The 24,354-nt window shown below is 61.9% G+C and carries 22 protein-coding genes; 11 read left to right on the forward strand and 11 right to left on the reverse strand.

Annotation, left to right across the window (positions count from 1 at the left end; translation table 11 throughout):
* Positions 1–62 precede the first annotated feature (62 nt).
* Complete coding sequence (gene coaD, locus HBN98_RS10770; RefSeq protein WP_003229157.1) at positions 63–542, forward strand: pantetheine-phosphate adenylyltransferase; 480 nt, start codon at positions 63–65, stop codon at positions 540–542.
* Between the two features lie 102 nt (positions 543–644).
* On the forward strand, positions 645–896 hold the full coding sequence (locus tag HBN98_RS10775) for a YfhL family 4Fe-4S dicluster ferredoxin (protein WP_003195146.1): 252 nt from the start codon (positions 645–647) through the stop codon (positions 894–896).
* A 151-nt stretch (positions 897–1,047) separates the two neighbouring features.
* On the opposite strand, the gene HBN98_RS10780 is transcribed toward HBN98_RS10775, so the two are convergent.
* The 3 genes from HBN98_RS10780 to HBN98_RS10790 all read right to left on the reverse strand — a co-directional run bounded on the left by HBN98_RS10780 (position 1,048) and on the right by HBN98_RS10790 (position 3,078).
* On the reverse strand, positions 1,048–1,371 hold the full coding sequence (locus HBN98_RS10780) for a multidrug transporter (RefSeq protein ID WP_083367650.1): 324 nt from the start codon (positions 1,369–1,371) through the stop codon (positions 1,048–1,050).
* Between the two features lie 69 nt (positions 1,372–1,440).
* On the reverse strand, positions 1,441–2,253 hold the full coding sequence (mutM, locus tag HBN98_RS10785; protein WP_083367649.1) for a bifunctional DNA-formamidopyrimidine glycosylase/DNA-(apurinic or apyrimidinic site) lyase: 813 nt from the start codon (positions 2,251–2,253) through the stop codon (positions 1,441–1,443).
* 12 nt (positions 2,254–2,265) lie between these two features.
* A complete protein-coding gene (locus tag HBN98_RS10790) occupies positions 2,266–3,078 on the reverse strand; it encodes an HDOD domain-containing protein (RefSeq protein ID WP_162276306.1) in 813 nt (270 codons plus the stop codon).
* 228 nt (positions 3,079–3,306) lie between these two features.
* On the opposite strand from HBN98_RS10790, the gene HBN98_RS10795 reads away from it, so the two are divergent.
* From HBN98_RS10795 to ilvD, 6 genes are all read left to right on the forward strand, one after another.
* Positions 3,307–3,846, forward strand: coding sequence for a type 1 glutamine amidotransferase domain-containing protein (locus tag HBN98_RS10795; protein ID WP_064589672.1), 540 nt, complete (start codon positions 3,307–3,309; stop codon positions 3,844–3,846).
* Between the two features lie 250 nt (positions 3,847–4,096).
* Positions 4,097–5,293 (forward strand): class I SAM-dependent rRNA methyltransferase, encoded by a 1,197-nt coding sequence (locus HBN98_RS10800; protein WP_064589673.1) that lies wholly within the window; start codon positions 4,097–4,099, stop codon positions 5,291–5,293.
* Positions 5,294–5,738: 445 nt separating this feature from the next.
* The gene (locus HBN98_RS10805; protein WP_083367647.1) at positions 5,739–6,812 is read left to right on the forward strand and encodes a SagB family peptide dehydrogenase; all 1,074 of its coding nucleotides are present in this window, start codon (positions 5,739–5,741) and stop codon (positions 6,810–6,812) included.
* Positions 6,809–7,786 carry a diiron oxygenase gene (locus HBN98_RS10810; RefSeq protein ID WP_083367646.1) on the forward strand — a complete coding sequence of 326 codons (978 nt, stop codon included), beginning with the start codon at positions 6,809–6,811 and terminating at the stop codon, positions 7,784–7,786. Before HBN98_RS10805 ends, HBN98_RS10810 begins: the two co-directional genes overlap by 4 nt.
* Positions 7,779–9,011 carry a multidrug effflux MFS transporter gene (locus HBN98_RS10815; protein ID WP_083367645.1) on the forward strand — a complete coding sequence of 411 codons (1,233 nt, stop codon included), beginning with the start codon at positions 7,779–7,781 and terminating at the stop codon, positions 9,009–9,011. The genes HBN98_RS10810 and HBN98_RS10815 overlap by 8 nt, the downstream gene beginning before the upstream one ends.
* A gap of 258 nt (positions 9,012–9,269) precedes the next feature.
* Complete coding sequence (gene ilvD / locus HBN98_RS10820) at positions 9,270–11,111, forward strand: dihydroxy-acid dehydratase (RefSeq protein ID WP_007964170.1); 1,842 nt, start codon at positions 9,270–9,272, stop codon at positions 11,109–11,111.
* A gap of 193 nt (positions 11,112–11,304) precedes the next feature.
* Here ilvD and HBN98_RS10825 read toward each other — a convergent pair whose 3' ends face one another.
* On the reverse strand, positions 11,305–12,360 hold the full coding sequence (locus HBN98_RS10825) for an HAD family hydrolase (protein ID WP_083367644.1): 1,056 nt from the start codon (positions 12,358–12,360) through the stop codon (positions 11,305–11,307).
* Between the two features lie 241 nt (positions 12,361–12,601).
* On the opposite strand from HBN98_RS10825, the gene HBN98_RS10830 reads away from it, so the two are divergent.
* Positions 12,602–13,993 carry an L-cystine transporter gene (locus HBN98_RS10830; protein ID WP_064589677.1) on the forward strand — a complete coding sequence of 464 codons (1,392 nt, stop codon included), beginning with the start codon at positions 12,602–12,604 and terminating at the stop codon, positions 13,991–13,993.
* A 104-nt stretch (positions 13,994–14,097) separates the two neighbouring features.
* On the opposite strand, the gene HBN98_RS10835 is transcribed toward HBN98_RS10830, so the two are convergent.
* Positions 14,098–14,610, reverse strand: coding sequence for a dihydrofolate reductase (locus tag HBN98_RS10835; protein ID WP_083367642.1), 513 nt, complete (start codon positions 14,608–14,610; stop codon positions 14,098–14,100).
* 85 nt (positions 14,611–14,695) lie between these two features.
* Between HBN98_RS10835 and HBN98_RS10840 the strand changes: the two genes are divergently transcribed.
* Both HBN98_RS10840 and HBN98_RS10845 read left to right on the forward strand, forming a co-directional pair.
* A complete protein-coding gene (locus HBN98_RS10840; RefSeq protein ID WP_083367641.1) occupies positions 14,696–16,069 on the forward strand; it encodes a DUF2868 domain-containing protein in 1,374 nt (457 codons plus the stop codon).
* The gene (locus HBN98_RS10845) at positions 16,062–17,438 is read left to right on the forward strand and encodes a GTPase/DUF3482 domain-containing protein (RefSeq protein WP_083367640.1); all 1,377 of its coding nucleotides are present in this window, start codon (positions 16,062–16,064) and stop codon (positions 17,436–17,438) included. The genes HBN98_RS10840 and HBN98_RS10845 overlap by 8 nt, the downstream gene beginning before the upstream one ends.
* 115 nt (positions 17,439–17,553) lie before the next feature.
* On the opposite strand, the gene HBN98_RS10850 is transcribed toward HBN98_RS10845, so the two are convergent.
* The 6 genes from HBN98_RS10850 to HBN98_RS10875 form a co-directional block, all read right to left on the reverse strand.
* Positions 17,554–18,111 carry a phosphonate degradation HD-domain oxygenase gene (locus tag HBN98_RS10850; protein WP_083367639.1) on the reverse strand — a complete coding sequence of 186 codons (558 nt, stop codon included), beginning with the start codon at positions 18,109–18,111 and terminating at the stop codon, positions 17,554–17,556.
* Positions 18,111–19,244 carry a TIGR03364 family FAD-dependent oxidoreductase gene (locus tag HBN98_RS10855; RefSeq protein ID WP_083367638.1) on the reverse strand — a complete coding sequence of 378 codons (1,134 nt, stop codon included), beginning with the start codon at positions 19,242–19,244 and terminating at the stop codon, positions 18,111–18,113. Before HBN98_RS10855 ends, HBN98_RS10850 begins: the two co-directional genes overlap by 1 nt.
* Positions 19,245–19,409: 165 nt before the next feature.
* Positions 19,410–20,435 (reverse strand): putative 2-aminoethylphosphonate ABC transporter substrate-binding protein, encoded by a 1,026-nt coding sequence (locus tag HBN98_RS10860; RefSeq protein WP_003229178.1) that lies wholly within the window; start codon positions 20,433–20,435, stop codon positions 19,410–19,412.
* Positions 20,436–20,480: 45 nt separating this feature from the next.
* The gene (locus HBN98_RS10865) at positions 20,481–22,205 is read right to left on the reverse strand and encodes a putative 2-aminoethylphosphonate ABC transporter permease subunit (RefSeq protein WP_083367637.1); all 1,725 of its coding nucleotides are present in this window, start codon (positions 22,203–22,205) and stop codon (positions 20,481–20,483) included.
* Positions 22,205–23,281 (reverse strand): putative 2-aminoethylphosphonate ABC transporter ATP-binding protein, encoded by a 1,077-nt coding sequence (locus HBN98_RS10870; protein WP_064589684.1) that lies wholly within the window; start codon positions 23,279–23,281, stop codon positions 22,205–22,207. Before HBN98_RS10870 ends, HBN98_RS10865 begins: the two co-directional genes overlap by 1 nt.
* 194 nt (positions 23,282–23,475) lie before the next feature.
* On the reverse strand, positions 23,476–24,339 hold the full coding sequence (locus HBN98_RS10875; RefSeq protein WP_064590128.1) for a LysR family transcriptional regulator: 864 nt from the start codon (positions 24,337–24,339) through the stop codon (positions 23,476–23,478).
* Between the last annotated feature and the right edge of the window lie 15 nt (positions 24,340–24,354).

Here is a 24,354-nt window from a genome sequence, read left to right on the forward strand (position 1 = left end):
GGCCGACCGGGACGGCTGCGATACCATCCGACTCCCCAACGGACTCCCGCCAGGACGACGCGATGAACCGAGTGTTGTACCCAGGTACCTTCGACCCTATTACCAAGGGCCATGGCGATCTGGTCGAACGCGCCTCGCGCCTGTTCGATCACGTGATCATTGCGGTCGCCGCCAGCCCCAAGAAAAACCCGCTGTTCCCGCTGGAACAACGGGTCGAACTGGCTCGCGAGGTCACCAAGCACCTGCCGAACGTGGAAGTGGTCGGCTTCTCGACGCTGCTGGCGCATTTCGCCAAGGAGCAGAACGCCAATGTGTTCCTGCGTGGCCTGCGTGCGGTTTCGGACTTCGAATACGAATTCCAGCTGGCCAACATGAACCGTCAACTGGCCCCGGACGTAGAGAGCCTGTTTCTCACCCCGTCCGAGCGTTATTCGTTCATTTCCTCGACCCTGGTGCGGGAAATCGCGGCGCTGGGCGGCGATATCAGCAAGTTCGTGCACCCGGCCGTGGCCGATGCCCTGACCCTACGCTTCAAGAAGTAACGACCGTTCAAACGGCGCCCGCGTGCACTGCGGGCGCCAATGCGGCACAATTGCGCGCATTGATTTATAGCGCCCGGGCCTGCCGCCCCGGCTGGAGTTAGCATGTCCCTGATCATCACCGACGATTGCATCAACTGCGACGTCTGCGAACCCGAGTGCCCGAACGCCGCCATTTCCCAGGGCGAAGAGATCTATGTGATCGACCCGAACCTGTGCACCCAGTGCGTCGGCCACTACGACGAGCCACAGTGCCAGCAGGTCTGCCCGGTGGATTGCATTCCGCTGGACGAAGCGCATCCGGAGACTGAAGAACAGTTGATGGAGAAATACCGCAAGATTACCGGCAAGGCCTGAGTCCATCAGCGCCTGATCCAACGCCATCGCGGGCAAGCCCGCTCCCACAGGTTTCGGTGGTGAAACACTAACCGTGTATACGCCAAAATCCCTGTGGGAGCGGGCTTGCCCGCGATGAGGCCATCAGAAACACCGTTGACTCTGGATCAGCTCACTCCCGCTGCTCAAACCCCTCCCCCGTACACCCCAGGCAGCGCACGAACGCCGCTTTCGCCGGGTCGACCACCAACGCCTGCCCCGCATCGCCCACTCGGCCACCCAGCGCGGTAAACGGCAAAGACACCACAAACACTCCGGCACCCAGCACCGTCGCCACCACCAGCAACGGGCGGGCGATCAGCAAGTCGCCAATCATGGCGTAGGCCGGAGGGTTCTGAATCGCATAGCGGGGGTCACCGCTGCCGCCTTCCGTCGCCCGGGTCGGCAGACTGGAACACAACAGCAGCGCAATGAGCAGGACTTGCAGGGGCTTCATGGCACGATCCTTCGGGCTGAACAGTGAGACAACTCACTATAGACCGTAGGACTTTTTCAGCCTTTTGCCTCAGGTCTGGCAGCGCGGGCAGAACACACTGGCGCGCTGACCGAGCTTCACTTCGCGCAGGCCGGTGCCGCAGACCTTGCAGTGCTCACCGCCACGGCCATAGACAAACAGTTCCTGCTGGAAATACCCCGGCTGCCCGTCACCACCGATGAAGTCGCGCAACGTGGTGCCACCACGCTTGATGGCCGCGGCGAGGATGCGTTTGATCTCGATCGCCAGCTTCAGATAACGCGCCCGGGAGATGCTCTTGGCCTCACGGCGCGGGTCGATGCCGGCGGCGAACAGCGCTTCGGTCGCATAAATGTTACCGACGCCGACCACCACCACGTTGTCCATGATGAACGGCTTGACCGCCATCGAGCGCCCGCGCGACAGCTGGAACAGACGTTCGCCGTCGAACAGATCGGTCAGCGGCTCCGGCCCGAGGCGAATCAGCAATTCGTGATTGAGCGGATCGGTGCTCCAGAGCATCGCGCCGAAGCGTCGCGGATCGGTGTAGCGCAGGGCCAGCCCGGATTCCAGCTCGATATCGACGTGCTCATGCTTCAACGCCGGCAGCCCGACTTCCACCAGACGCAGGTTGCCCGACATCCCGAGGTGACTGATCAAGGTGCCGACTTCGGCGTTGATCAACAGGTACTTGGCCCGCCGCTCGACCAGCACGATGCGCTGCCCGGACAGGCGCACATCGAGGTCTTCGGGGATCGGCCAGCGCAGCCGGCGATCACGCACGATCACTCGGCTGACGCGCTGGCCTTCCAGGTGCGGGGCAATGCCCCGGCGGGTGGTTTCGACTTCCGGCAGTTCAGGCATGACGTCCTCGAATCAATGCGCGCCGAGGTCGCGGATCGTTTGTTTGAGCGTTTCAAAGTCGTAATCCGACAACCCGACGTAATCGAGGATCAGCGCACCGATGCTGTTCCACTCGTGGTCTTCGGTCTGGTTGCCCAGCACCCGATACGACGCACAGATGTGCTCGGACATCTTGAGGATCGCCAACAGGTTCTTCATCTGGCTGTTGCGCGACGACTCATCGCTGAAAATCGCCAGCGCATTGTGGTGATTGGCGATGGCCGCACTGACGTGTTCCGGCAAACGCCACGACTTGGCGGTGTAATAACCGACCACCGAATGGTTGGTGTTGAACTCGGCGTTTTCGGTGTCCACCACGCGGAACTCGGCGCTGGCATTGGCGTAGGCCTTTTCCAGCACCGACATGTAGTTGGGGAATCGTTGCAGCATCAACGGCACGCCACAATCGTGGAACAGGCCCAAGGCATAAGCCTCGTCGCCCGCCTGGGTGCCGATGCGCTTGGCCAGAGTCAGGCAGGTCATCGCCACGTCCTGGGCGGTGTCCCAGAAACGGTTGAGGGTGACGATGGTGTCGTCGTTCATCTCGCCCTTGATCGACTGCGCGTTGATCAGGTTGATGATCGAACGACTGCCCAGCAGGTTTACGGCGCGCTGGATCGAAGTGATCTTGTTGCTCAGGCCGTAATAAGGCGAATTGACGATTTTCAGCAGAGAACCGGACAGACCGGGATCCTGGGCGATCAGCTTGGCGATCACCTCCAGGTCCGGGTCGGGCATGTACTGCTCCATTTGCAGATCCACCATGATCTGCGGCTGCGCGGGCACGCTGATGCCCTGCAGGGATTGTTGAATCTGTTCGGTGGTCAGCTCTTGGGACATAAGTACACACTCTGGGACAGGCGGCGATTCTAACCTCTAAAAACCGAACGACGACACACCAGTGGGCAATTGTCAGGAACTTTCATTCACGCTCTGGCTTCGGAATCTGTAATGCCCACGGGATCGCTCAGGTCCCGTGCGGCGGCAAACGCCCACAGACTCAGGAGCTTATCGATGGCCACTTCTCTCAACGGCAAACGCGTCGCGATTTTGGTAACAGACGGTTTCGAACAGGTCGAATTGACCGGTCCCAAGCAGGCATTGGAGCAGGCTGGCGCCCAGGTCGACATCCTTTCCGCCGAGGCCGGCAAGGTCAAAGGCTGGAACCACGACAAACCGGCGGATGACTTCAAGGTCGACCAGACCTTTCAAGGCGCCAGCAGTGAGCAGTACGACGCGATCGTTCTGCCGGGCGGCGTGCAGAACTCCGACACCATCCGCATCGACCAGGACGCCCAGCACCTGGTCAAGACCGGCGCCTCGGCCGGCAAACCGATTGCGGTGATCTGCCACGGCGGCTGGCTGCTGATTTCCGCCGGGCTGGTCAACGGCAAGACCATGACCAGCTACAAGACACTCAAGGACGACCTGGTGAATGCCGGGGCCAACTGGGTCGATAAAGAAGTGGTCAAGGACGGTCACCTGATCAGCAGCCGTCAGCCGGATGATATTCCCGCGTTCAACCGTGAGTTGATCGACGCACTCTCTGCCTGATCTTTGGGCTTGTGAGTGTATGTGGTGAGGGGATTTATCCCCGATGGACAGCGCAGCTGTCCCAAATCGACTCACGCGGTCAGTCAGAAAACTGCGTTAGGGGTTTGCGCCTGCTACGCAGCCGATCGGGGATGAATCCCCTCGCTACAAGTGATTTTCTGCAAGAGCAAGGGCTCACCGCATATCCACTCACCAGCCAATCAGGCCGAGCAACACGGTATACTCCCGCTCTTTTTTCCGGAGCGACGTCATGTCCCTGCCTAGCCTGCGCCTCAAAGCCAACGCCGACCGTCGCCTGCGCAACGGCCACTTGTGGGTCTACAGCAACGAAATCGATGTGGCCGCCACGCCACTGCACGGCTTCAAGGCCGGCGATCAGGCGATCCTCGAAGCTGCCGGCGGCAAGTCGCTGGGCATCGTCGCCATGAGCCCGAACAACCTGATCTGCGCTCGTCTGCTGTCGCGCGACATCAAACTGCCGCTGGACAAATCGCTGCTGGTGCATCGCCTGAATGTGGCCCTGTCGCTGCGCGAGCGCCTGTTCGACAAGCCGTTCTACCGCCTGGTCTACGGCGACTCCGACCTGCTGCCGGGCCTGGTGGTCGACCGTTTCGGCGACATCCTCGTGGTGCAGATCGCCTCAGCGACCATGGAAGCGCATAAAGATGACGTGATCGCCGCACTGACCCAAGTGCTCAAGCCAAGCGGCATTCTGTTCAAGAACGACTCCGCCGCCCGTGATGCCGAAGGCCTCAACCGTTACGTCGAAACCGTGTTCGGCCTGGTGCCGGAGTGGGTCGCCCTGGAAGAGAACGGCGTGAAGTTCGAAGCGCCGGTCATTGGCGGCCAGAAAACCGGCTGGTTCTACGACCACCGCATGAACCGCGCCCGCCTGGCTCCGTACGCCAAGGGCAAACGCGTGCTCGACCTTTACAGCTACATCGGTGGCTGGGGCGTGCAAGCGGCAGCGTTTGGCGCCAGTGAAGTGTTCTGCGTCGATGCCTCGGGCTTCGCGCTGGACGGCGTTGAGCGCAACGCTGCGCTGAACGGCTTCGCCGACAAGATGACCTGCATCGAAGGCGACGTCTTCGAAGCCCTGAAAGAACTCAAGGCCAGCGAAGAGCGATTCGACGTGATCGTTGCCGACCCGCCCGCGTTCATCAAGCGCAAGAAAGACATGAAAAACGGTGAAGGCGCCTACCGTCGCCTGAACGAGCAAGCCATGCGCCTGCTCACCAAGGACGGCATCCTGGTCAGCGCGTCGTGCTCGATGCACCTGCCGGAAGATGATCTGCAGAACATCCTGCTGACCAGTGCCCGCCACCTGGACCGCAACATCCAGTTGCTGGAGCGCGGCGGTCAGGGCCCGGACCACCCGGTGCACCCGGCCATCGCCGAAACCCGCTACATCAAGAGCATCACCTGCCGCCTCCTGCCTAACAGCTGATTGGCAGCCAAAACGGGGAGCCCAAGGGCTCCCCGCTTGCTGTCTGGCGATGCAACGTCGCCGATGATCCGTTCTCCCTGTCTGCCGTCCTACATATAACTTCCTAAACCAGTGCGGGAAATTTCCCTGCGCATTTGATTTAACACCCGATAACTTACAAATTTGTTCTAGCCGCGCGACCACTCCGACAAAATTACTGGAATTTTCCTACTTAATAATCACTTGCCATAAACTCATTACAAACTATTATTAAGTTGTCACCACGAGGTGGCACTCACTATCACTGAACATGGAGTTCACACTATGAAAGCAATTACTCTGGAAGCTAACAAAATCGCAAACCTGGCTTTTCTGGTTGCCCCTAAAGCCCGTTAAGTAAAGGTGGACGCTGGGGAGTGCCGGCACCCCAGCGTCCTCTCGACCTTGTCCAGAGCGAAGAGCCCACATGCACATCAATCCTTATTTATTCATACTGCCGCGCACGCCCGGACTTATTGTCTGGAACTACAAAGAACACATTCAACACGAACTCGATATCGATTATTCATCGAGACTTGCCAAACTAATTCACGACCCCAACCTGTTTGACAGCCACAACATAATAGACACCCAACTATTAAACGCCAAAATACTGACCCCCACTAAAATAGACAGTCCCATATGGGGCTGGGACGAACTATCGAAGATTTACCATATCGGCACACAGAACATTCCCTGTGAACAAGTGCCGCAGAATATCCATGAGTGGTCCCGACAATACCTGGATCACTGCAATGAAGTACTGGCCGCAGAGGCTCCTGACATGGAAGGCCTGGTGCAACACGTCGAGCGGCGCATCATGCTGCCTGCCCCTGTCGCCCTGACTGACAGCAGCCTGGGCGATGCGCTGCTGCAGCGAAAGACCTGTCGCTCCTTCACCGGTGAAGCAATCACCCTCAAGACCGTTGCCACGCTGCTGTATCTCTCCCTGGGTTATCTCGACGAACGCGACCCTGATCGCGACGCCAGCATCGCCCAAGGCCTGGGCGCGCGACGCAGCAGCCCCTCGGGTGGAGGACTCAACGCCTGCGAAGGATTTGTTCTGGCGCAAAACATCAGCGGCCTGGAACCCGGCATTTACGCCTATCACCCGGCCGAGCACGCCTTGAGTCCGGTCGGTCCTCTACCCGAGCCCGCGCTGGGCCACCTGCTGGCCGGGCAACACTTCATCAACAACTTGCCGTTGGGGCTGTTCATCACTGCGCGCTTCGACAAGCTCTGGTGGAAGTACCAGCACTCGCGGGCCTATCGCATGGCCTTCGTCGAAGCCGGCCACCTGTCACAGTCATTCCAGCTGGTGGCTACAGCCCAGGGGCTCAATACCTGGCTGACAGGAGCCTTCGGCGATCATCAGGTCGAAACCCTGCTCGGAATCGAAGGCAGTGCCGAGCAACCGCTGTTCTTTGTCGGCTGTGGCGCGAGCGACGGTCAGGCGATGTGCCAGGAAATGCAGGATCTGCTCCGGGAGACGCAAGCATGACGGCGCCCCTGGCAGATCCGCCCCTGGCGCCCGAGTCTTGGTCACAGCGGTTTACCCTTGGCGACTGGAACAGCCACGCCTCGGTACGCAATAGCCGTCACAACTACCAGTTACCACCCGACGTGCAGGAACAACTGCAAACCCGTTTCTGGTTCCCGCCAGCCTTCCTGCCATACCTGGCGCACCCCGCCATCCAGGCCGCAGGCGCAACGGTCATGCACCGCCTGACTGCCAATCACCTGGTGCACTTTCTCGACTACACCACCTTGCTCGAGCATCGCATCGTCAACCGGGCAGTGGAAACCATCGTCCACGGCGAGTTGCCTGCCTATGTCCCGCCACGGATGAAAACCGCGGCGCTGCAGCTCTATACGGACGAGGGCTACCACGCGCTGTTCTCCGATCGGCTCGCCAGTCAGATCGCTGAATTGCATGGTTTCAACGCACGTCCGGTGATGCCTTTGCGAATCACCCGAATGAACGCCCTGATTGCCCGCACCGCCGAAAACAATCGCCCGCTGGCGTGGTTCCTGCTTGGCTTTGTCTCGGAAACCATCATTGCCCGGGAGCTACTGGAGGTCTGCCGCGAAACGCTGGTCACCAGCGTGAACGACATGCTGCGCGATCACCTGAGCGACGAGGCTCGCCACAGTCGCTACTTTTGCGAGGTGTTCCATTACCTGTGGCTAACCCTTAACAGCCGCCAGCGCACCTTCACCGCCAGAACCCTGCTGGACGTCATCGGCATCTTCTTCGAAGTCGATGAACGCTGGCTGCGGCAGAGCCTGCGAGGCGCCGGCATTGCCGAAACCGACGTGGCGCAGATTATCGGCAGCCTGGCCAACGCCCAGGCCAACCGGCAACGAGCGCGATCAGGCGCCGGCGCGACACTGCAGGCATTGGAGCAGGCAGGTTTCTTTGCCCTGCCCCACAACCGAAAACTTTTTGCCAAGGCAGGACTGATCGATGAATAACCGAGCACACGCAGGCACTGCCCGACAACGACGCGGCGCCGTCAGTCTTCTGCTGGCCATGGTCCTGCTTGGGGTGTTTCCGCTGGATGTGCTGCTGCCCTCGTTTCCCGCACTGGCCGAACACTTTCGCAGCACCCCCGCGGACATTGCGCTGTCGATCAGCCTGTTCGCCGTAGGGATCGCGTTTGCGCAGTTGTTGATCGGGCCACTCTCCGACGTGATCGGTCGTAAAGGCCTGCTGCTCGCGGGCATGGGGGTGTCGATGCTGGGTGCGCTTGGCTGCGCCATGACCGCCGACTACACGTTCTTTCTGGCCTTCCGGTTGCTGCAGGCAGTGGGTTGCGGATGCTTTGTGCTGTCCCAGGCACTGGTGCAGGATCTGTTCGAGGGCGAGGAGCGCGATCGCTTGCGCATCCTGATGGTGACCGCGACGGGGATCTTCATTTCGGTGTCGCCGCTGGCCGGCACCTTTCTGCAAGCCACCCTCGGCTGGCGTGGCAGTTTCTGGGTGTTCACCGCACTGGCAGCGGTGGTGCTGATCAAGGCCTGGTTTTTTCTGGACAACAGCCGACCGAGCAAACGAAGCACGCCTTTGACTTTTCTCAATGCCTATCGCCGGGTGATGGGCGATTTCGAATTTGTCGGCTACTGGCTCATTTCTGCGTTTGCGTTTGCCTGCCACTTCTCGTTCATCGTCATCTCACCGCTGATTTTCATGGATCAACTGCACCTGTCGGCCTATGAGTTCTCGCTGATCCTGCTGGTCTACGGTGCGGCCTATATCGTTGGCGGGATTGCCGCCGCGCTGTTGAGTCGGCGTATCAGCTCTGCGCAACAGATCATTGCCGGGTTGAGCCTGATCCTGCTGGCAGGGCTGGTGATGCTGTTCCTGTCGCAGCACTTCGCGCTCTCGCCCGCCACCGTGCTGATTCCGATGCTGATCTGTACCGCCGGCACCACCATCGCGCGCCCGGCCGCCACCTCACGGGCGATGAGCCTGTTCCCGGAGAACGCCGGCACCTCGGCCTCGGCCGGCAGCACGATCATCTTCATCTGCGGCGGCTTGATCAGCGCGTTGATCAGCCTGAGCCCGAGCAACCTGCAAACGACCCTCGGCTACTGTTTTGTCCTGCTCAGTGGCATTGCACTGGCGTTGAACAAGCGAATCGGCCATCGCGCCAAAGTCCTCGACAACAGCGCCATCGCCCCCACGAACGGCGATTGAGCCTGCCGGTCGTCATGCCACAGGCACCGTCGGCACTGGAACAATGCTTTGCGCCATTCCCTCCAGACGCCAGCGGTGTAGAATCGGCTGATTCATCGCCATTCATCCCCCGGCGGGTTTATGAGCTCAGGCTGAGGCAAGCGGCGATCCCGCAAAGTCATCGGCAACATCCAGGACACACGGCCATTTCTGAGTGTTCCAGACGTCAATAGAAGCTCACTTCCCTTTTGATACCTGATTAGCCGCCCGGAGTGCTCCATGCCAGATTACCGCTCGAAAACTTCCACCCACGGCCGCAACATGGCCGGCGCCCGCGCACTGTGGCGCGCCACCGGGATGAAAGATGACGACTTCAAGAAGCCGATCATCGCCATTGCCAACTCCTTCACCCAGTTCGTGCCGGGCCACGTGCACCTCAAAGACCTCGGTCAACTGGTGGCCCGTGAAATCGAACGCGCGGGTGGCGTCGCAAAAGAATTCAACACCATCGCCGTGGACGACGGCATCGCCATGGGCCACGACGGCATGCTCTATTCGCTGCCAAGCCGCGAGATCATCGCCGACTCCGTCGAGTACATGGTCAACGCCCACTGTGCCGACGCCATCGTCTGCATTTCCAACTGCGACAAGATCACCCCGGGCATGTTGATGGCGGCCTTGCGCCTGAACATCCCGGTGATCTTCGTGTCCGGCGGCCCGATGGAAGCCGGCAAGACCAAACTCGCGTCCCACGGCCTCGACCTCGTCGACGCCATGGTGATCGCCGCCGACTCCAGCGCTTCTGACGAGAAAGTCGCTGAATACGAGCGCAGCGCCTGCCCGACCTGCGGTTCCTGCTCCGGCATGTTCACCGCCAACTCGATGAACTGCCTGACCGAAGCCCTGGGCCTCGCGCTGCCGGGCAACGGTTCGACCCTCGCCACCCACAGCGACCGCGAACAGCTGTTCCTGCAGGCCGGCCGCACCATCGTCGAACTGTGCAAGCGTTACTACGGCGAAAACGACGAGTCGGTGCTGCCGCGCAACATCGCCAACTTCAAGGCGTTCGAGAACGCGATGATGCTCGACATCGCCATGGGTGGTTCGACCAACACCATCCTGCACTTGCTGGCTGCGGCCCAGGAAGCCGAGATCGATTTCGACCTGCGCGACATCGACCGTCTCTCGCGCAGCGTGCCGCAACTGTGCAAGGTCGCGCCGAACATCCAGAAATACCACATGGAAGACGTGCACCGCGCCGGCGGTATCTTCAGCATCCTCGGTTCGCTGGCCCGTGGCGGTCTGCTGCACACCGACCTGCCGACCGTGCACAGCCGCAGCATGGAAGAAGCGATCGCCAAGTGGGACATCACCCAGACCACCGATGAAGCGGTGCACCACTTCTTCAAGGCCGGTCCTGCCGGTATCCCGACGCAGACGGCGTTCAGCCAGTCGACCCGTTGGGAAACCCTCGACGACGACCGTGAAAACGGCTGCATCCGCAGCTTCGAACACGCCTACTCGAAAGAAGGCGGCCTGGCCGTGCTGTACGGCAACATCGCCCTCGACGGCTGTGTGGTGAAAACCGCCGGCGTCGACGAGTCGATCCACGTCTTCGAAGGCAACGCGAAGATCTTCGAAAGCCAGGACAGCGCGGTGCGCGGCATCCTCGCCGACGAAGTGAAGGAAGGCGACATCGTCATCATTCGCTACGAAGGCCCGAAAGGCGGCCCGGGCATGCAGGAAATGCTTTACCCGACCTCGTACCTGAAATCCAAAGGTCTGGGCAAAGCCTGTGCGCTGCTCACCGATGGCCGCTTCTCCGGCGGCACCTCGGGCCTGTCCATCGGCCACGCTTCGCCAGAGGCTGCGGCCGGCGGCGCGATCGGTCTGGTACAGGACGGCGACAAAGTGCTGATCGACATTCCGAACCGCTCGATCAATCTGTTGGTCAGCGACGAAGAACTGGCTGCACGCCGGGTCGAGCAGGACAAGAAAGGCTGGAAACCGGTCGAGCAGCGTCCACGCAAAGTGACCACCGCACTCAAGGCCTACGCCCTGCTGGCGACCAGCGCCGACAAGGGCGCCGTGCGTAACAAGGCGATGCTCGACGGGCTGTAAGCGTCGAATCGCAGTAACGAAAATGCCCCGCCAACGTGCGGGGCATTTTTTCGCCTGATCGAATCAATGGATGAACACGAGGGCCCCATCGCTGGCAATCCAGCTCCCACAGGGATTTATGGTGCTCTCACCATTTGTGTTTCACCTTGGACACTGTGGGAGCTGGCTTGCCAGCGATGGGAGCGACTCGGTCTTACTGAATCTCTTCAGGCTTGACGATCACCCAGTTCTTGTCCGCTGTCACCGGCAACCCTTCCTTGGCCTGCGCCGCTGCGTGCTTGGCCATCATGCCGTTGAGCTGCGTCATGTATTTGTCCTTGCGGTTGACCCACAGGTGAATACCGCCCTTGGCCACATCCACATCGTGGAACAGCATGTAGCCGTCGCTGCTCGGGGTGTCGCCGCCCACCAATACCGGTTTTTTCCACTCGTCGATGTAGGTCAGGATCGCCGCATGCTTGCCGGCCATCCATGTTGCCGGGGTCCACAGGTACGGGGTCAGTTCAAGGCCGAGGTTGGCCTTCTCGTCATACTTGCCGGCGGTGATTTGTTTGCGCGCCGTGGTCAGCTCGCCGGTTTCGCGGTTCTTCAGTAACGTGGTCACGCCGATCACGTTCTGCGGTTTGACGTTGTAGCCGTACTTCGGATCGGCCGCGACCATGCGCACCAGCTCTTCGGAGGCGGCGGTCATCACGTAGACCTCGATGCCGTTCTCCATCAGCTTGTTGTACAGCTCGGCCTGGCCAGTAAAGACTTTCGGCGGCTGCACGTCGAGGTTCTTCACTACGTCGCCGTCGTAATACGTGGTCGGCACCGGTTTACCCGAGGCAATCAGCTCATCGACGTAGCCTTTGAGTTCCTTGAGGGTGAAGCCGGAAAACACCTGCGCCACCCATGGGTAGCAGACCATGTCGTCGACTTCGCACAAGCGATAGTAGTAACTGAACAGGCTTTCCTTGTGGTCGGCGGTGTCCTTGAACGGCATCAGTTTCAGGGAGGGGTCGAGCTTGTCGCGGGAGATCAGGCCCTTGTTTTCCATGAACGGCAGCAACGACTCTTCGAGGTCGTAGCGGTAACTGGTGTTGTCCATGTCGAACACCGCGTAGTTACCCTTGTTGGCGTTGGCCGCGATCATCGCATCCAGTGCCTTGGCCTGATCTGCCGGCCAGTGTTTAAGATCGGTGGCGAATGCGTTAGCAGCCAACCCCAAACCCAGAACCACAGCGAGCATTTTCGGTGCGAACTTCATCGGCGTTTTCTCCCTGACTGAAAGACATCGACGCTAACAAATAAGTGTGACAGTCCTCGTCTGTCAGCGACCGCTTACGTCTCCTCAACGCCAATTGCATTGCCGAGAGCGACAAGTGCTTATTCCAAAAACGACGGACGACCTGCGATTTCGGTATTAATTCATTGGAAATCAACCTGTTAGGCTTGCCGGTTCGCAGTTGCCCAAGAATGCGACTGGCACAAGTCTTATCGGAGTCTTCATGAATCTGCCGCTGATCCTCAATCTGCTGGTGTTCCTCGCCCTGCTCTTCGGTCTGGCGCAAACCCGCCATACCACTTGGAGCCTGGCGAAAAAAGTCCTGCTCGCGCTGGCTCTGGGCGTGGCGTTCGGTGTCGCCCTGCACAGCATTTACGGTGCCGGCAACCCGGTGCTGAAAGCCTCGATCGGCTGGTTCGATCTGGTCGGCAACGGTTACGTGCAGTTGCTGCAAATGATCGTGATCCCGCTGGTATTTGCCTCGATCCTCAGCGCGGTCGCCCGTCTGCACAACGCGTCGTCGTTGGGCAAGATCAGCTTCCTGACCATCGGCACCCTGCTGTTCACCACCGCAATTGCGGCGCTGATCGGTATCGGCCTGACCAACCTGTTCGGCCTCACGGCCGAAGGTCTGGTCGCCGGCACCCAGGAAATGGCCCGTCTGCAAACCATTCAGAACGACTACGCCGGCAAGGTTGCCGACCTGAACGTGCCGCAGCTATTGCTCTCGTTCATTCCGCAGAACCCGTTCGCCGACCTGGCCCGGGCCAAGCCGACCTCGATCATCAGCGTGGTGATCTTTGCCGCGTTCCTGGGGGTTGCCGCACTGCAGCTGCTCAAGGATGACGTGGAAAAAGGTCAGAAAGTGATCAACGCCATCGACACCCTGCAAGCCTGGGTGATGCGTCTGGTGCGTCTGGTGATGAAACTGACCCCGTACGGCGTACTGGCGCTGATGACCAAAGTGGTCGCCGGCTCCAACCTGCAGGACATCATCAAGCTCGGCAGTTTCGTCGTGGTCTCGTACCTCGGTCTGGGCCTGATGTTCGTGGTGCATGGCCTGCTGGTGTCGGCCGCCGGGATCAACCCGCTGCGTTTCTTCCGCAAGATCTGGCCAGTGCTGACGTTCGCCTTCACCAGCCGTTCCAGCGCCGCCAGCATTCCGCTGAGCATTGAAGCGCAGACCCGTCGTCTGGGGATTCCGCAGTCGGTGGCGAGTTTCGCCGCTTCGTTTGGCGCGACCATCGGCCAGAACGGCTGCGCCGGCCTGTACCCGGCAATGCTGGCGGTGATGGTTGCGCCAACGGTGGGCATCAACCCGCTGGATCCGCTGTGGATCGCGACGCTGGTGGCGATTGTGACCCTGAGTTCGGCCGGTGTGGCCGGTGTCGGTGGCGGCGCGACGTTTGCCGCGCTGATCGTGCTGCCGGCGATGGGCTTGCCGGTGTCACTGGTGGCGTTGCTGATTTCGGTTGAGCCGCTGATCGACATGGGCCGTACGGCGTTGAACGTGAGTGGTTCGATCACGGCCGGTGCGATTACCAGTCAGGTCATGCAGCAGACGGATAAAGCACTGCTGGATGCCGATGAGCATGCGGAGCTTGCTCAGGCTTAAGCTTTTCAGCGACTGTGCGGGCCTCTTCGCGAGCAGGCTCGCTCCCACATTGGATCTGTGATCGACACAAATCCCCTGTGGGAGCGAGCCTGCTCGCGAAGCTTTTAAGCCTTTTCCCAAACTTCGAAGTTGTACGCCGGCTTATCGCCTTCCGCCGGATTCGGCACATTCGACACCAGCTTCCACTGGTTCAGATCGAACTCCGGAAACCACGCATCGCCCTCCGGGCTCAGCGCCACACGGGTCAGATACAGACGATCGGCCTGCGCCAGCCCTTGCGCATACAACTGCGCCCCGCCAATCAGCATCAACTCATCGACGCCCTGCGCTTTCGCCCACTCCTCGGCGCGCACCACGGCGGCTTCCAGCGACGGATAAACCTCCGCCCCTTCCAGCACCAGATCGGCCTGACGGCTGACCACGATGTTCAACCGGCCCGGCAGCGGACGACCGAGGGAATCCCAGGTCTTGCGACCCATGATGATCGGCTTGCCGAGGGTCGTGGCCTTGAAGTATTTGAAGTCCCCCGGCAGGTGCCAGGGCATGCTGTTGTCGACGCCGATCACACGGTTTTCACCGAGGGCTGCGATCAGGCTGAGGGGAAGTGATTTAGTCATGCCGGCGAGGATACCAGAGCCTCGCTTGACCCGATAAGCGCCACAGCGGTTATGCTCACGGCTCAATTGAGCGACGGGATGCCGCGTGACACAACTGACTCCACTGCAAAACCTCTGGCTGACCGAAACCATCCGCCTGCGCGAGGAACACGCAGGTCCCCTGGAGGATCTGGAAGCCAATCGCCTGGCCCGCGCGGCCGGCGGCGATCTGCCGAGCCGCATTCAACGCCGTGCGGCATGGCTGGCCGAGCGCGACGGACTGAGCGCTGCGCTCACTCACTGGCTGCAAGGCGCCCGTCTGGCGCTGGTGCTGCTGATGGTCTTCGCAGTGCTGAGCGGCGCCGGTCTGGCCTTCGCCGCGCTGAGCCAGATACCGGTCAATGTGTTCTGGGCGTTGGGCAGCCTGCTCGGGCTGAACCTGATTCTGCTGCTGAGCTGGGCGCTGGGGCTGATGTTTGCCGGCGAACACGGCGCCACCCTTGGCCGCTTGTGGCTGTGGCTCAGCGAAAAATTCGCCCGGGATGCCAAAGCCGCACAACTGGCGCCGGCCCTGCTGCTGATGCTGCAACGCAAAAAGCTCAATCGCTGGGCGCTCGGTACTCTGGTCAACGGCTTGTGGCTGCTGGCGATGCTCAGCGCGCTGGTGCTGCTGCTGACGCTGATGGCAACGCGGCGCTACGGCTTCGTCTGGGAAACCACCATTCTCAGCGCCGACACGTTCATCAACATGACCCAGGCCCTCGGCGCGCTGCCGGCGCTGCTCGGCTTCAACGTGCCGACCGTGGAGATGATCCGCGCCAGCGGCAATGGCGCGCTGGACATCGAAAGCGCGCGGCAGGCCTGGGCGACCTGGCTGGTCGGTGTGCTGGTGGTTTACGGCGTGTTGCCGCGCCTGCTGCTGGCCATCTTTTGTTTCTGGCGCTGGCGTCGTGGCAAAGCTGCGCTGAGCCTGGACCTGAACCTGCCCGGCTACGCCCAGTTACGCGAACGGCTGATGCCGACCAGCGAACGCCTCGGCATCAACGACGCGGCGCCGGAGCAACTGCATCGGGTCGAGAGCCACGTCAGCGAACACGCCAGCGACGGCGCCCTGCTGGTGGCCATCGAACTCGACGACCAGCGCCCGTGGCCACCGGCCCTGCCGAAAACTGTGAGCAACGCCGGGATTCTCGACAGCCGCGAATCGCGGCACAAACTGCTCGAACAACTCAGCCGCTTCCCGCCGGCGCGCCTGCTGATCGCCTGCGATCCACGGCGCTCGCCGGATCGCGGCAGCCTCGCGCTGATCGCCGAACTGGCGCGCAACGCCAGCGCCACCCGCATCTGGCTACTGCAAGCACCGCCCGGTGAGGCGCTGGACAGCGCCCGCCTCGGCGACTGGCATGTGGCGCTGCAACAGCTTGAGCTGGAGTTTGCCGATTGCGCACCGATGAACTGGCTGGAGAGCGGTCATGACTGATGCCCGGAAAGCGCCGCTGAAACTCGCAGTGGTCGGCCACACCAACGTCGGCAAAACCTCGCTTCTGCGCACCCTGACCCGCGACGTCGGTTTCGGCGAAGTCTCGCACCGGCCGAGCACCACCCGGCATGTTGAAGGCGCGCGGTTATCGGTCGACGGCGAGCCGCTGCTCGATCTCTACGACACACCGGGGCTGGAAGACGCCATCGCCCTGCTGGATTTCCTTGAACGTCTGGAACGTCCCGGTGAACGCCTCGACGGCCCGGCGCGGCTGGCGCGGTTTCTCGACGGCAGCGAGGCGCGTCAGCGTTTCGAACAGGAAGCCAAGGTGCTGCGGCAACTGCTCGCCTCCGACGCGGGCCTGTATGTGATCGACGCCCGCGAACCGGTGCTGGCCAAGTACCGTGACGAACTGGAAGTGCTCGCCAGTTGCGGCAAACCGCTGCTGCCGGTGCTGAACTTCGTCAGCAGCGCCAACCACCGCGAGCCGGACTGGCGTGAGGCGTTGGCGCGGTTGGGTCTGCACGCACTGGTACGTTTCGACAGCGTTGCACCGCCGGAGGATGGCGAGCGGCGGCTGTACGAAAGCCTCGCACTGCTGCTGGAAAACGCCCGGCCGCAACTGGAACGGCTGATCGCCGATCAACAGGCCCAGCGCCTGGCGCGCCAGCAAAGTGCGGCGCGCTTGATCGCCGAGTTGCTGATCGACTGCGCCGCGTGTCGGCGCAGTGTGGTCAGCGAGGCCGAGCAGGAACAGCAAGCCATCAGCGAACTGCGCAAAGCCGTGCGTCAGCGTGAGCAGAAATGCGTCGAGGCGCTGCTCAAGCTCTACGCGTTTCGCCCGCAGGACGCAGCGGCGAGTGATCTGCCGTTGCTCGACGGGCGCTGGGGCGATGACTTGTTCAACCCGGAAACCTTGAAGCAACTCGGCGTGCGCGTCGGTGGCGGGATCGCAGCCGGCGCTGCTGCCGGGGCGGGCGTCGATTTGCTGGTGGGTGGGATTACCCTCGGCGCCGCCGCATTGGCCGGTGCGATTGCCGGCGGCGCCCTGCAAACCGCGCGCAGTTATGGCAGCCGCTTGCTGGGCAAGATCAAAGGGCAGAGGGAATTGACAGTGGATGACGGCGTGTTGCGGTTGTTGGCGTTGCGCCAACGGCAATTGCTCCAGGCATTGAATGCTCGCGGGCATGCGGCGATGGACGCGGTTCAGGTGGCGACGCCGCAAGACAAGACCTGGCGCGAGGGCAAGTTGCCCGAGGCGCTGAGCAAGGCGCGGGCGCATCCGCAGTGGTCTTCGCTCAATCCGCATCCGAAGTTGAATCAGGCGGAGCGGCAGGAGCAGATTGAGTCTCTGGCCACAGATTTGTAGTGGCTGTTCCGGCCTCTTCGCGAGCAGGCTCGCTCCCACACTGGATCGTATTCACAACACAAATCCCCTGTGGGAGCTAGCCTGCTAGCGAATGCAGCAACTCGGTTCAAAAAGCTTAGGCAGCCAACAATCGCGCCGCTTTCTCCTTCAGTAGCCTAAGGTCCATCACCGGCACCGCCCTCTCCTTGGCCAGCTCATCCCACTGCCGCATCCGCAAACTCACGGCACACAGCGGATCACGCTCAAACGCACCCGCCTCGGCCTCGGTCATCACCCCGCCCTGATACTCCAGGGTCCTGCGACTCGCCTCACTCAAGCGCTCGAAATACCCCGGTTCACGTAGCGTCAGATAGCGCTTGGCCTCAACGTGGTATTCCACCAACCGCGCCATGCGCTCGCTGAACCCGGCCTCACGCAAATAATCCGCGCCCAGCCGTTCATGGCTGACCACGCCATAACCGCCCATGTTCTCGGCACCTTCGGCACACAAATGGCCGATGTCGTGGAAGAACGCGGCGAGCACCACTTCATCATCAAAGCCTTCAGCCATCGCCAACTGCGCTGCCTGAGACATGTGTTCGATCTGCGACACCGGCTCGCCGATGTAATCACTGGCACCAAAGCGTTCATACAGCGCAAACACCCGGTCAACGACTTGCGCATGCCCCGCCATCACATTTCCTCCAGCAACTGCGCCACATTGCGTTCGGCCATGGCCGGGCCGACGCTCATGCCGACGCCGGTGTGCATCAGCGCCACACTCAAACCCGGTGCCGGGCGCAGGAACGAAAACGGCCCCGGCCCACGGGCACCATAGACGCCCTGCCAGCGCTCAAGCACTTGCACCTTGCAGCCCAGCGTCTGCTCGGCCAGTTCCAGCATCCAGTCGTCCAGTTGCTCGGCATTGAACGGCGACGGATCGCTGCCGTAATGGTGCGAGTCGCCGATGATCAGTTCACCGTAAGGGGTCGGGCTGATCAGCAGGTGAATGCCGTTGTCATGCAGGTGCAGTTGCTCGCGCAGAATCTGCGCCTGCACCGCTGCCGCTTGCGGTAAATCGGCGAAGGCGCCGTAGTGCACGCAGCTCAAACCGGTGAGCAAGGCGTGTTGCAGATTCAGTTCGATCTGCGGTTTGGCGCGGAGCATCTGCAGGCGGCAGATTTGCGGGTTGAGCGCGGCAATCGGCTCGGCCAGCAAGGTCTGATAATCGTGTCCGGAGCAGACGATGATCTGCTTCGCCGTGAAGCTGCCGGCGGTGCTTTGCAGACGCCCCGGCTCGACGTCACGCACCAGCGTGGAGAAATGAAACTCCACACCGAGGTCACGGCGCAGGTAGTCGATCAGTGCCGGAATCGCTTCGCGCGAATACAACTGTTGATCGTCCATGCCGTGCAACGCGGCGCGGTGGTGGCTGAACTGGCCGTTGTACAGATCGCGCAATGCGGCGCCGCGCAGCAAGTCGACGTTATAGCCGTGTTCCACGGCGCGACCGGCGCAGAAGGCTTCCAGCAAGTGCTCTTCAGCTTCGGTGCGAGCGAACAGGTAGGAGCCGTTGCGCTTGATCTGCAGACCGGCGAGTTGCGCCCAGTCGCCCCAGATCTCGCGGCTGGCCTTGGCCAGCTCGAGCATCGGGCCGGGTGGCTGGCCGGTGACAAGCGCCTGGCCGAAGTTGCGCACCGAGGCGCCGAGGGGCGTGGCGGTGCGTTCGAAAACGCTGACCTTGAGGCCGCGCTTGGCGGCGGCGTAGGCGTGGGACAGGCCGAGGATGCCGGCGCCGACGATGAGCAGGTCTTTGTGGTGTGTCATACAGGCAATCCCGTTTTTGTGGCGAGGGAGCTTGCTCCCGCCCGGCTGCGCAGCAGTCGTGAATTCAGCAGACGCGGAGTGCCTGACACTACTCGTTTGCAGAATTCGGGACCGCTTCGCGCACCAGCGGGAGCAAGCTCCCTCGCCACAGGATGTGTGAGTCAGTTATTTCGCGACCACTTTCTCGGACTTGCCGTCATAGCGCTTGCGCCACTCGGTGAGGATCTCGTCGCGGTTCTTCGAGGCCCAGGCGAAGTCGTTCTTGATCAGGCGCTGCTCGTAGTCGGCCGGCAGTTCGGTCTGCGGCTTGGCGATACCCGGCTGGGCGAGGACGGCGAAGTTTTCCTTGTACAGGTCCATCGCCTCGGCGCTGGCGGAGAAGTCCGCGAGTTTCTTCGCCGCGTCTTCATGCGGGGTGCCTTTGATCACGGCAGTGGCTTCGATCTCCCAGCCCAGGCCTTCCTTCGGCAGGATGATGTCCAGCGGCGCGCCCTGGCGCTTGAGCTGTACCGCCGGGTATTCAAAGGAAATGCCGATCGGGAATTCGCCCGCCGCCGCCAGTTTGCACGGCTTGGAGCCGGAGTGAACGTACTGGCCGATGTTCTGGTGCAGACCGTCCATGTAGGCCCAGCCCTGCTTCTCGCCGAAGGTTTGCAACCAGGCGCTGACGTCGAGGAAACCGGTGCCGGACGACGCCGGATTCGGCATGACGATCTTGCCCTTGTACTCAGGCTTGGTCAGGTCCTGCCAGCTCACCGGTTTGCTCAAGCCCTGCTTCTCGGCTTCCACGGTGTTGAAGCAAATGGTCGCGGCCCACACGTCCATGCCGACCCAGGCTGGCGGGTTGGCGGCGTCGCGGTAGTTCGCGCCGATCTTGCCCAGATCCTTCGGCGCGTAGCTTTGCAACATGCCTTGCTGGTCGAGGATCGCCAGACTCGAAGCGGCCAGGCCCCACACCGCGTCAGCCTGCGGGCGGGCCTTTTCGGCCAGCAGTTTGGCGGTGATGATCCCGGTGGAATCACGCACCCACTTGATCTCGACGTCCGGATTGGCCTTTTCGAACGCAGCTTTGTAAGCGGTCAGTTGCTCGGCTTCGAGGGCGGTGTACACCGTCAACTCGGTTTTTGCCGCGAAGGCATTCAGGCTGAAAGTCGCGAGCACAGCAGCGGCCAGGGCCATAGGCTTGAACATGATCGTTTTCCTGTCTTTGAGTTGAGGGGCAATTGAAGGGGCAAATCAGTGACCCGGCGCGGTTTGCCGCCAGGCCTGGGAACGGCGCAGCAAGCCGCGCGAAGCCCACGCCAGCAGCAAGGACACGCCCGCCGAGGTGAACAGAATCAGGGTCGACATCGCCGCTGCACCGCCGACGTTGCCGGCATCATCCATGTTGAGCACCGCCACCGCCGCGAGGATGGTGTCGGGGCTGTAGAGGAAGATCGCTGCGGAAACCGTGGTCATCGCCGAGACGAACAGGTAGCGCACGATGTCCAGCAACGCCGGCAGGCAGATCGGCACGGTGACGCGCAGGTAGTGGCGGTACAGCGGCGCCTTGAGCGACAGCGCGGCGGCTTCGAACTCGGCGTCGAGTTGGCGCAGTGCGGTGGTCGCGGTCATTTGCGCGGTGGTCAAATAGTGAGCAATGGTGCAGACGATCAGCAGCGTCATCGTCCCGTACAGCACGTGCAATGGGTTGCCGGTAAGGTTGAAGAAGAAGACGTAACCCAGACCGAGCACCAGCCCCGGCACCGCCATCGGGATGAAACTGAGCATGCGCAACGTCAGGTTGAGGCCGCGTTGGCTGCGGGTTTTCTCCATCAGGTAAGCGCCGGTGAAGATCAATACGCTGCCGATCAGCGCCGTGCCCAGCGCCATCTTCAAGCTGTTGCTGTAGGCCAGCCAGCCACCGCCGGCGGTTTCGTTGAACTGGTAGTGGTTGAGCGACAACGACAGGTTGTATGGCCAGAACTTCACCAGCGACGAGCACACCGCCATGCCGAATACCAGCAACAGCGCCGCGCTGATCAGCAGGACAATCGCCAGGTAGCAGGCATCACGCCGTTTCGACGGCGCCGGTTTGAACACCTGCGCACGGCCGCTCATGGAATCGCCATGCCGGCGGCGCAACCAGGCATCGACGCCGAAGCTGAACAGCGCCGGCAGCAACAGCACCATGCCGATCAACGCCCCGCGACCGAACTGCTGCTGGCCGACCACGGCTTTGTAGGCTTCCAGCGCCAGCACTTGATAGTCGCCACCCACCACCACCGGCACGCCGAAATCGGTGATGGTCAGGGTGAACACCAGACAGAATGCGGCGAATACCGCCTGACGGGTCGCCGGCCAGGTGATGCTGCGGAACGCTTTGGCAGGACTGGCGCCCATGCTCGATGCGGCATCGAACAGGCGCGCATCGGCCAGCGACAGCGCCGACAGCAAAATCATCAGGGCATGCGGAAAGGTGTAAATTACCTCACCCAGCACAATCCCCCAGAACCCGTAGATGTTGTCCGAGAGCAGCCCGCGCAACATGCCCTGGTTGCCGAACAGATAGACCAGCGCGATGCCCGGCAGCATCGACGGCGCCATCAGCGGCAGCAGGGAAATCCCGCGCCAGATGCCCTTGGCCGGAATCAGCGTGCGTTGCAAGGCGTAGGCAAACAGGTAGGCCAGCGGTACGACGATGGCCGCCACGCTGAGGGAAACTTTCAGGCTGTTGCCCAGCAGCCAGTGGAAATTGTCGCTGCTCACCAGCTCCTTCGCGGCGAGCCAGCCACCGCCCTGCCCGGCCTCGCTGCTGAAGCCGCGCCAGAAGATCGCCAGTAACGGCAGCAGCACGGCGACGCCAAGCAATACCAGCAGCAGGAGTTTGCCGCCGACCACAAAGCTGCGGTCGCCAAGTTCGGCACGGGAAGTCTGCCGCACCTGCTTGTGCGGTAACGGCAGCGCGAGGTTGCTGTTCATCAGGCAAACACCTGCAGGCTGCGCGGCGGCAAGGCGACCATGATCTGCTGGGCGCCGAGGCGTGGCATGGCTTCCGGCGCCAGTTCGGCGAGCAGTGCGTGGCCCGGCAGTTGATCGAGTTCAAAGCTCATGCGGCAGCGGTTGCCGAGGAAGGTGATCTCGCGAACCTTGGCCGGGAACAGGTTTTCTTCATGCACCACGGGATTGACGTTGATTGCTTCCGGGCGGCAGAACAGTCGGCCCGAGGCGCCGCTGACGCTGCCATCGGCCAGACGCACGTCCATCCCGCCAACCCGGGCGTGACTGGCGCTGCTGCGCTGGAACGGCAGCCAGTTGCCCTGGCCGACGAACTCGGCCACGAACGGCGTGGCCGGGCGGTTATAGATTTCCTGCGGGGTGGCGTACTGCTCGACGCGGCCGTTGTTCATCACGGCGATGCGGTCGGCCATCAGCATGGCTTCGTCCTGATTGTGGGTGACCATCAGGGTGGTGATGCCGAGGTTGCGCTGCAGTTGGCGCAGTTCGGTGCACAGATGCTCGCGCACTCGGGCGTCCAGCGCCGACATCGGCTCATCGAGCAACAGCAGCGACGGTGCCGGAGCCAGAGCGCGCGCCAGTGCCACCCGTTGCTGCTGGCCGCCGGACAATTGGCCCGGGTACTTTTTCTCACTGCCGGTGAGGCCGACCAGCTCCAGCATCTGACCGACGCGGCGGCGCACTTCGTCGCGACCGCTGCCGGCGAGGCCGTAGGCAATGTTCGCTTCGACGGTCAGATTGGGGAACAGCGCGTAGGACTGAAACAGAATGCCGTAGTCCCGGGCCTGCGGCGCCAGGTGCGAGACGTCGCGATCACCGAGGTACAACTCGCCGCTGTCCTGCTTCTCCAGCCCGGCGATGCAGCGCAGCAACGTAGTCTTGCCGCAGCCCGACGGGCCGAGCAGACACACCAGTTCACCGGCGGCGACATCAAGAGAGACGTTATCCAGCGCGGTGAACGCGCCGAAGCGCTTCTGCACGCCGCGCACTTTCATCGGCGCACCGGGGTTGGTCAGGGCAGTTGCGATGGCAGGATTCATGGGACAGACCTCATCAAGCAGATGGGGCCAATCCTAGAGTTGTAATGCGTCCGTCATGTGGCAGTGAGGCAAAAACGGTTGATAGTGGTATTCGGGGATTTTGGTTGGAGATCAAAAGGTCGCAGCCTTCGGCAGCTCCCACATTGGAATGCGTCCCCCTGTAGGAGCTGCCGAAGGCTGCGATCTTTTGATCTTCAAGCCGGGGACATTTCCTGCGCCAACCCCAGGAACGCCGCCGGCAACCGCGCGCCCTTCCTCTCCTTGAGGCAATACAGGTACTCAGGAATCTGCGGCGCATTTTCGATGGTCAGCACCCGCAACTGCGGGTCATGCGGCACTTCCTGGCGGGCAATGATGCTGATGCCGATGTTGCGCAACACCGCCTCGCGGATCGACTCGCGGCTGCCGATCTCCAGCAACGGGCCGAAACTGACCCCGGCGCTGGCCAGCAGCTCTTCGGTCAGACGCCGGGTGGTCGAGCCGGTCTCACGCATTAGCAAGGTGTGCCCGGCCAGCGCGCTCAATGCCACATGCTCCTGCGTCGCCAGCGGATGATTGCGATGCACCGCCAGCACCAGCGGATCAGTGCCCAGCACCCGGCGAATCAGCCGCGCATCCTCAAGCAACTGCGACGAGGCGGCGACGTCCACCCGGTAGTCCTCCAGCGCTTCGAGCACCTGCTGCGAGTTGCCGATTTCCACCGACACTTCCACCTGCGGCAGGCGCTCGCGGAAGGTCTTGACCAGATCGAGGATGTAATACGGCGCGGTGGCGGCGATGCGCAGCGTGCCCTGCACCTGACCGCTGTTACGCAGGAAGAACTCGATGTCGGCCTCCTGCTGCAACAACGCCTTGACCATCGGCAGCAATCGCGCGCCCTCGTCGCTGACGCTCAAGCGCCGACCGCCACGGTAGAACAGCTCCACCGAATACTGGCTTTCCAGGTTACGGATCTGCGTGGTCACGGTGGGCTGGCTGAGGCCGAGTTTCTTCGCTGCCAGCGTGATGCTGCCCAGGCGGGCGACCATGTAAAACGCTTTCAGCTCGGCACTCAGCACAACCATCCCTCATCG

This window comes from Pseudomonas koreensis (assembly GCF_012986595.1).
Lineage (GTDB): Bacteria > Pseudomonadota > Gammaproteobacteria > Pseudomonadales > Pseudomonadaceae > Aquipseudomonas > Aquipseudomonas koreensis.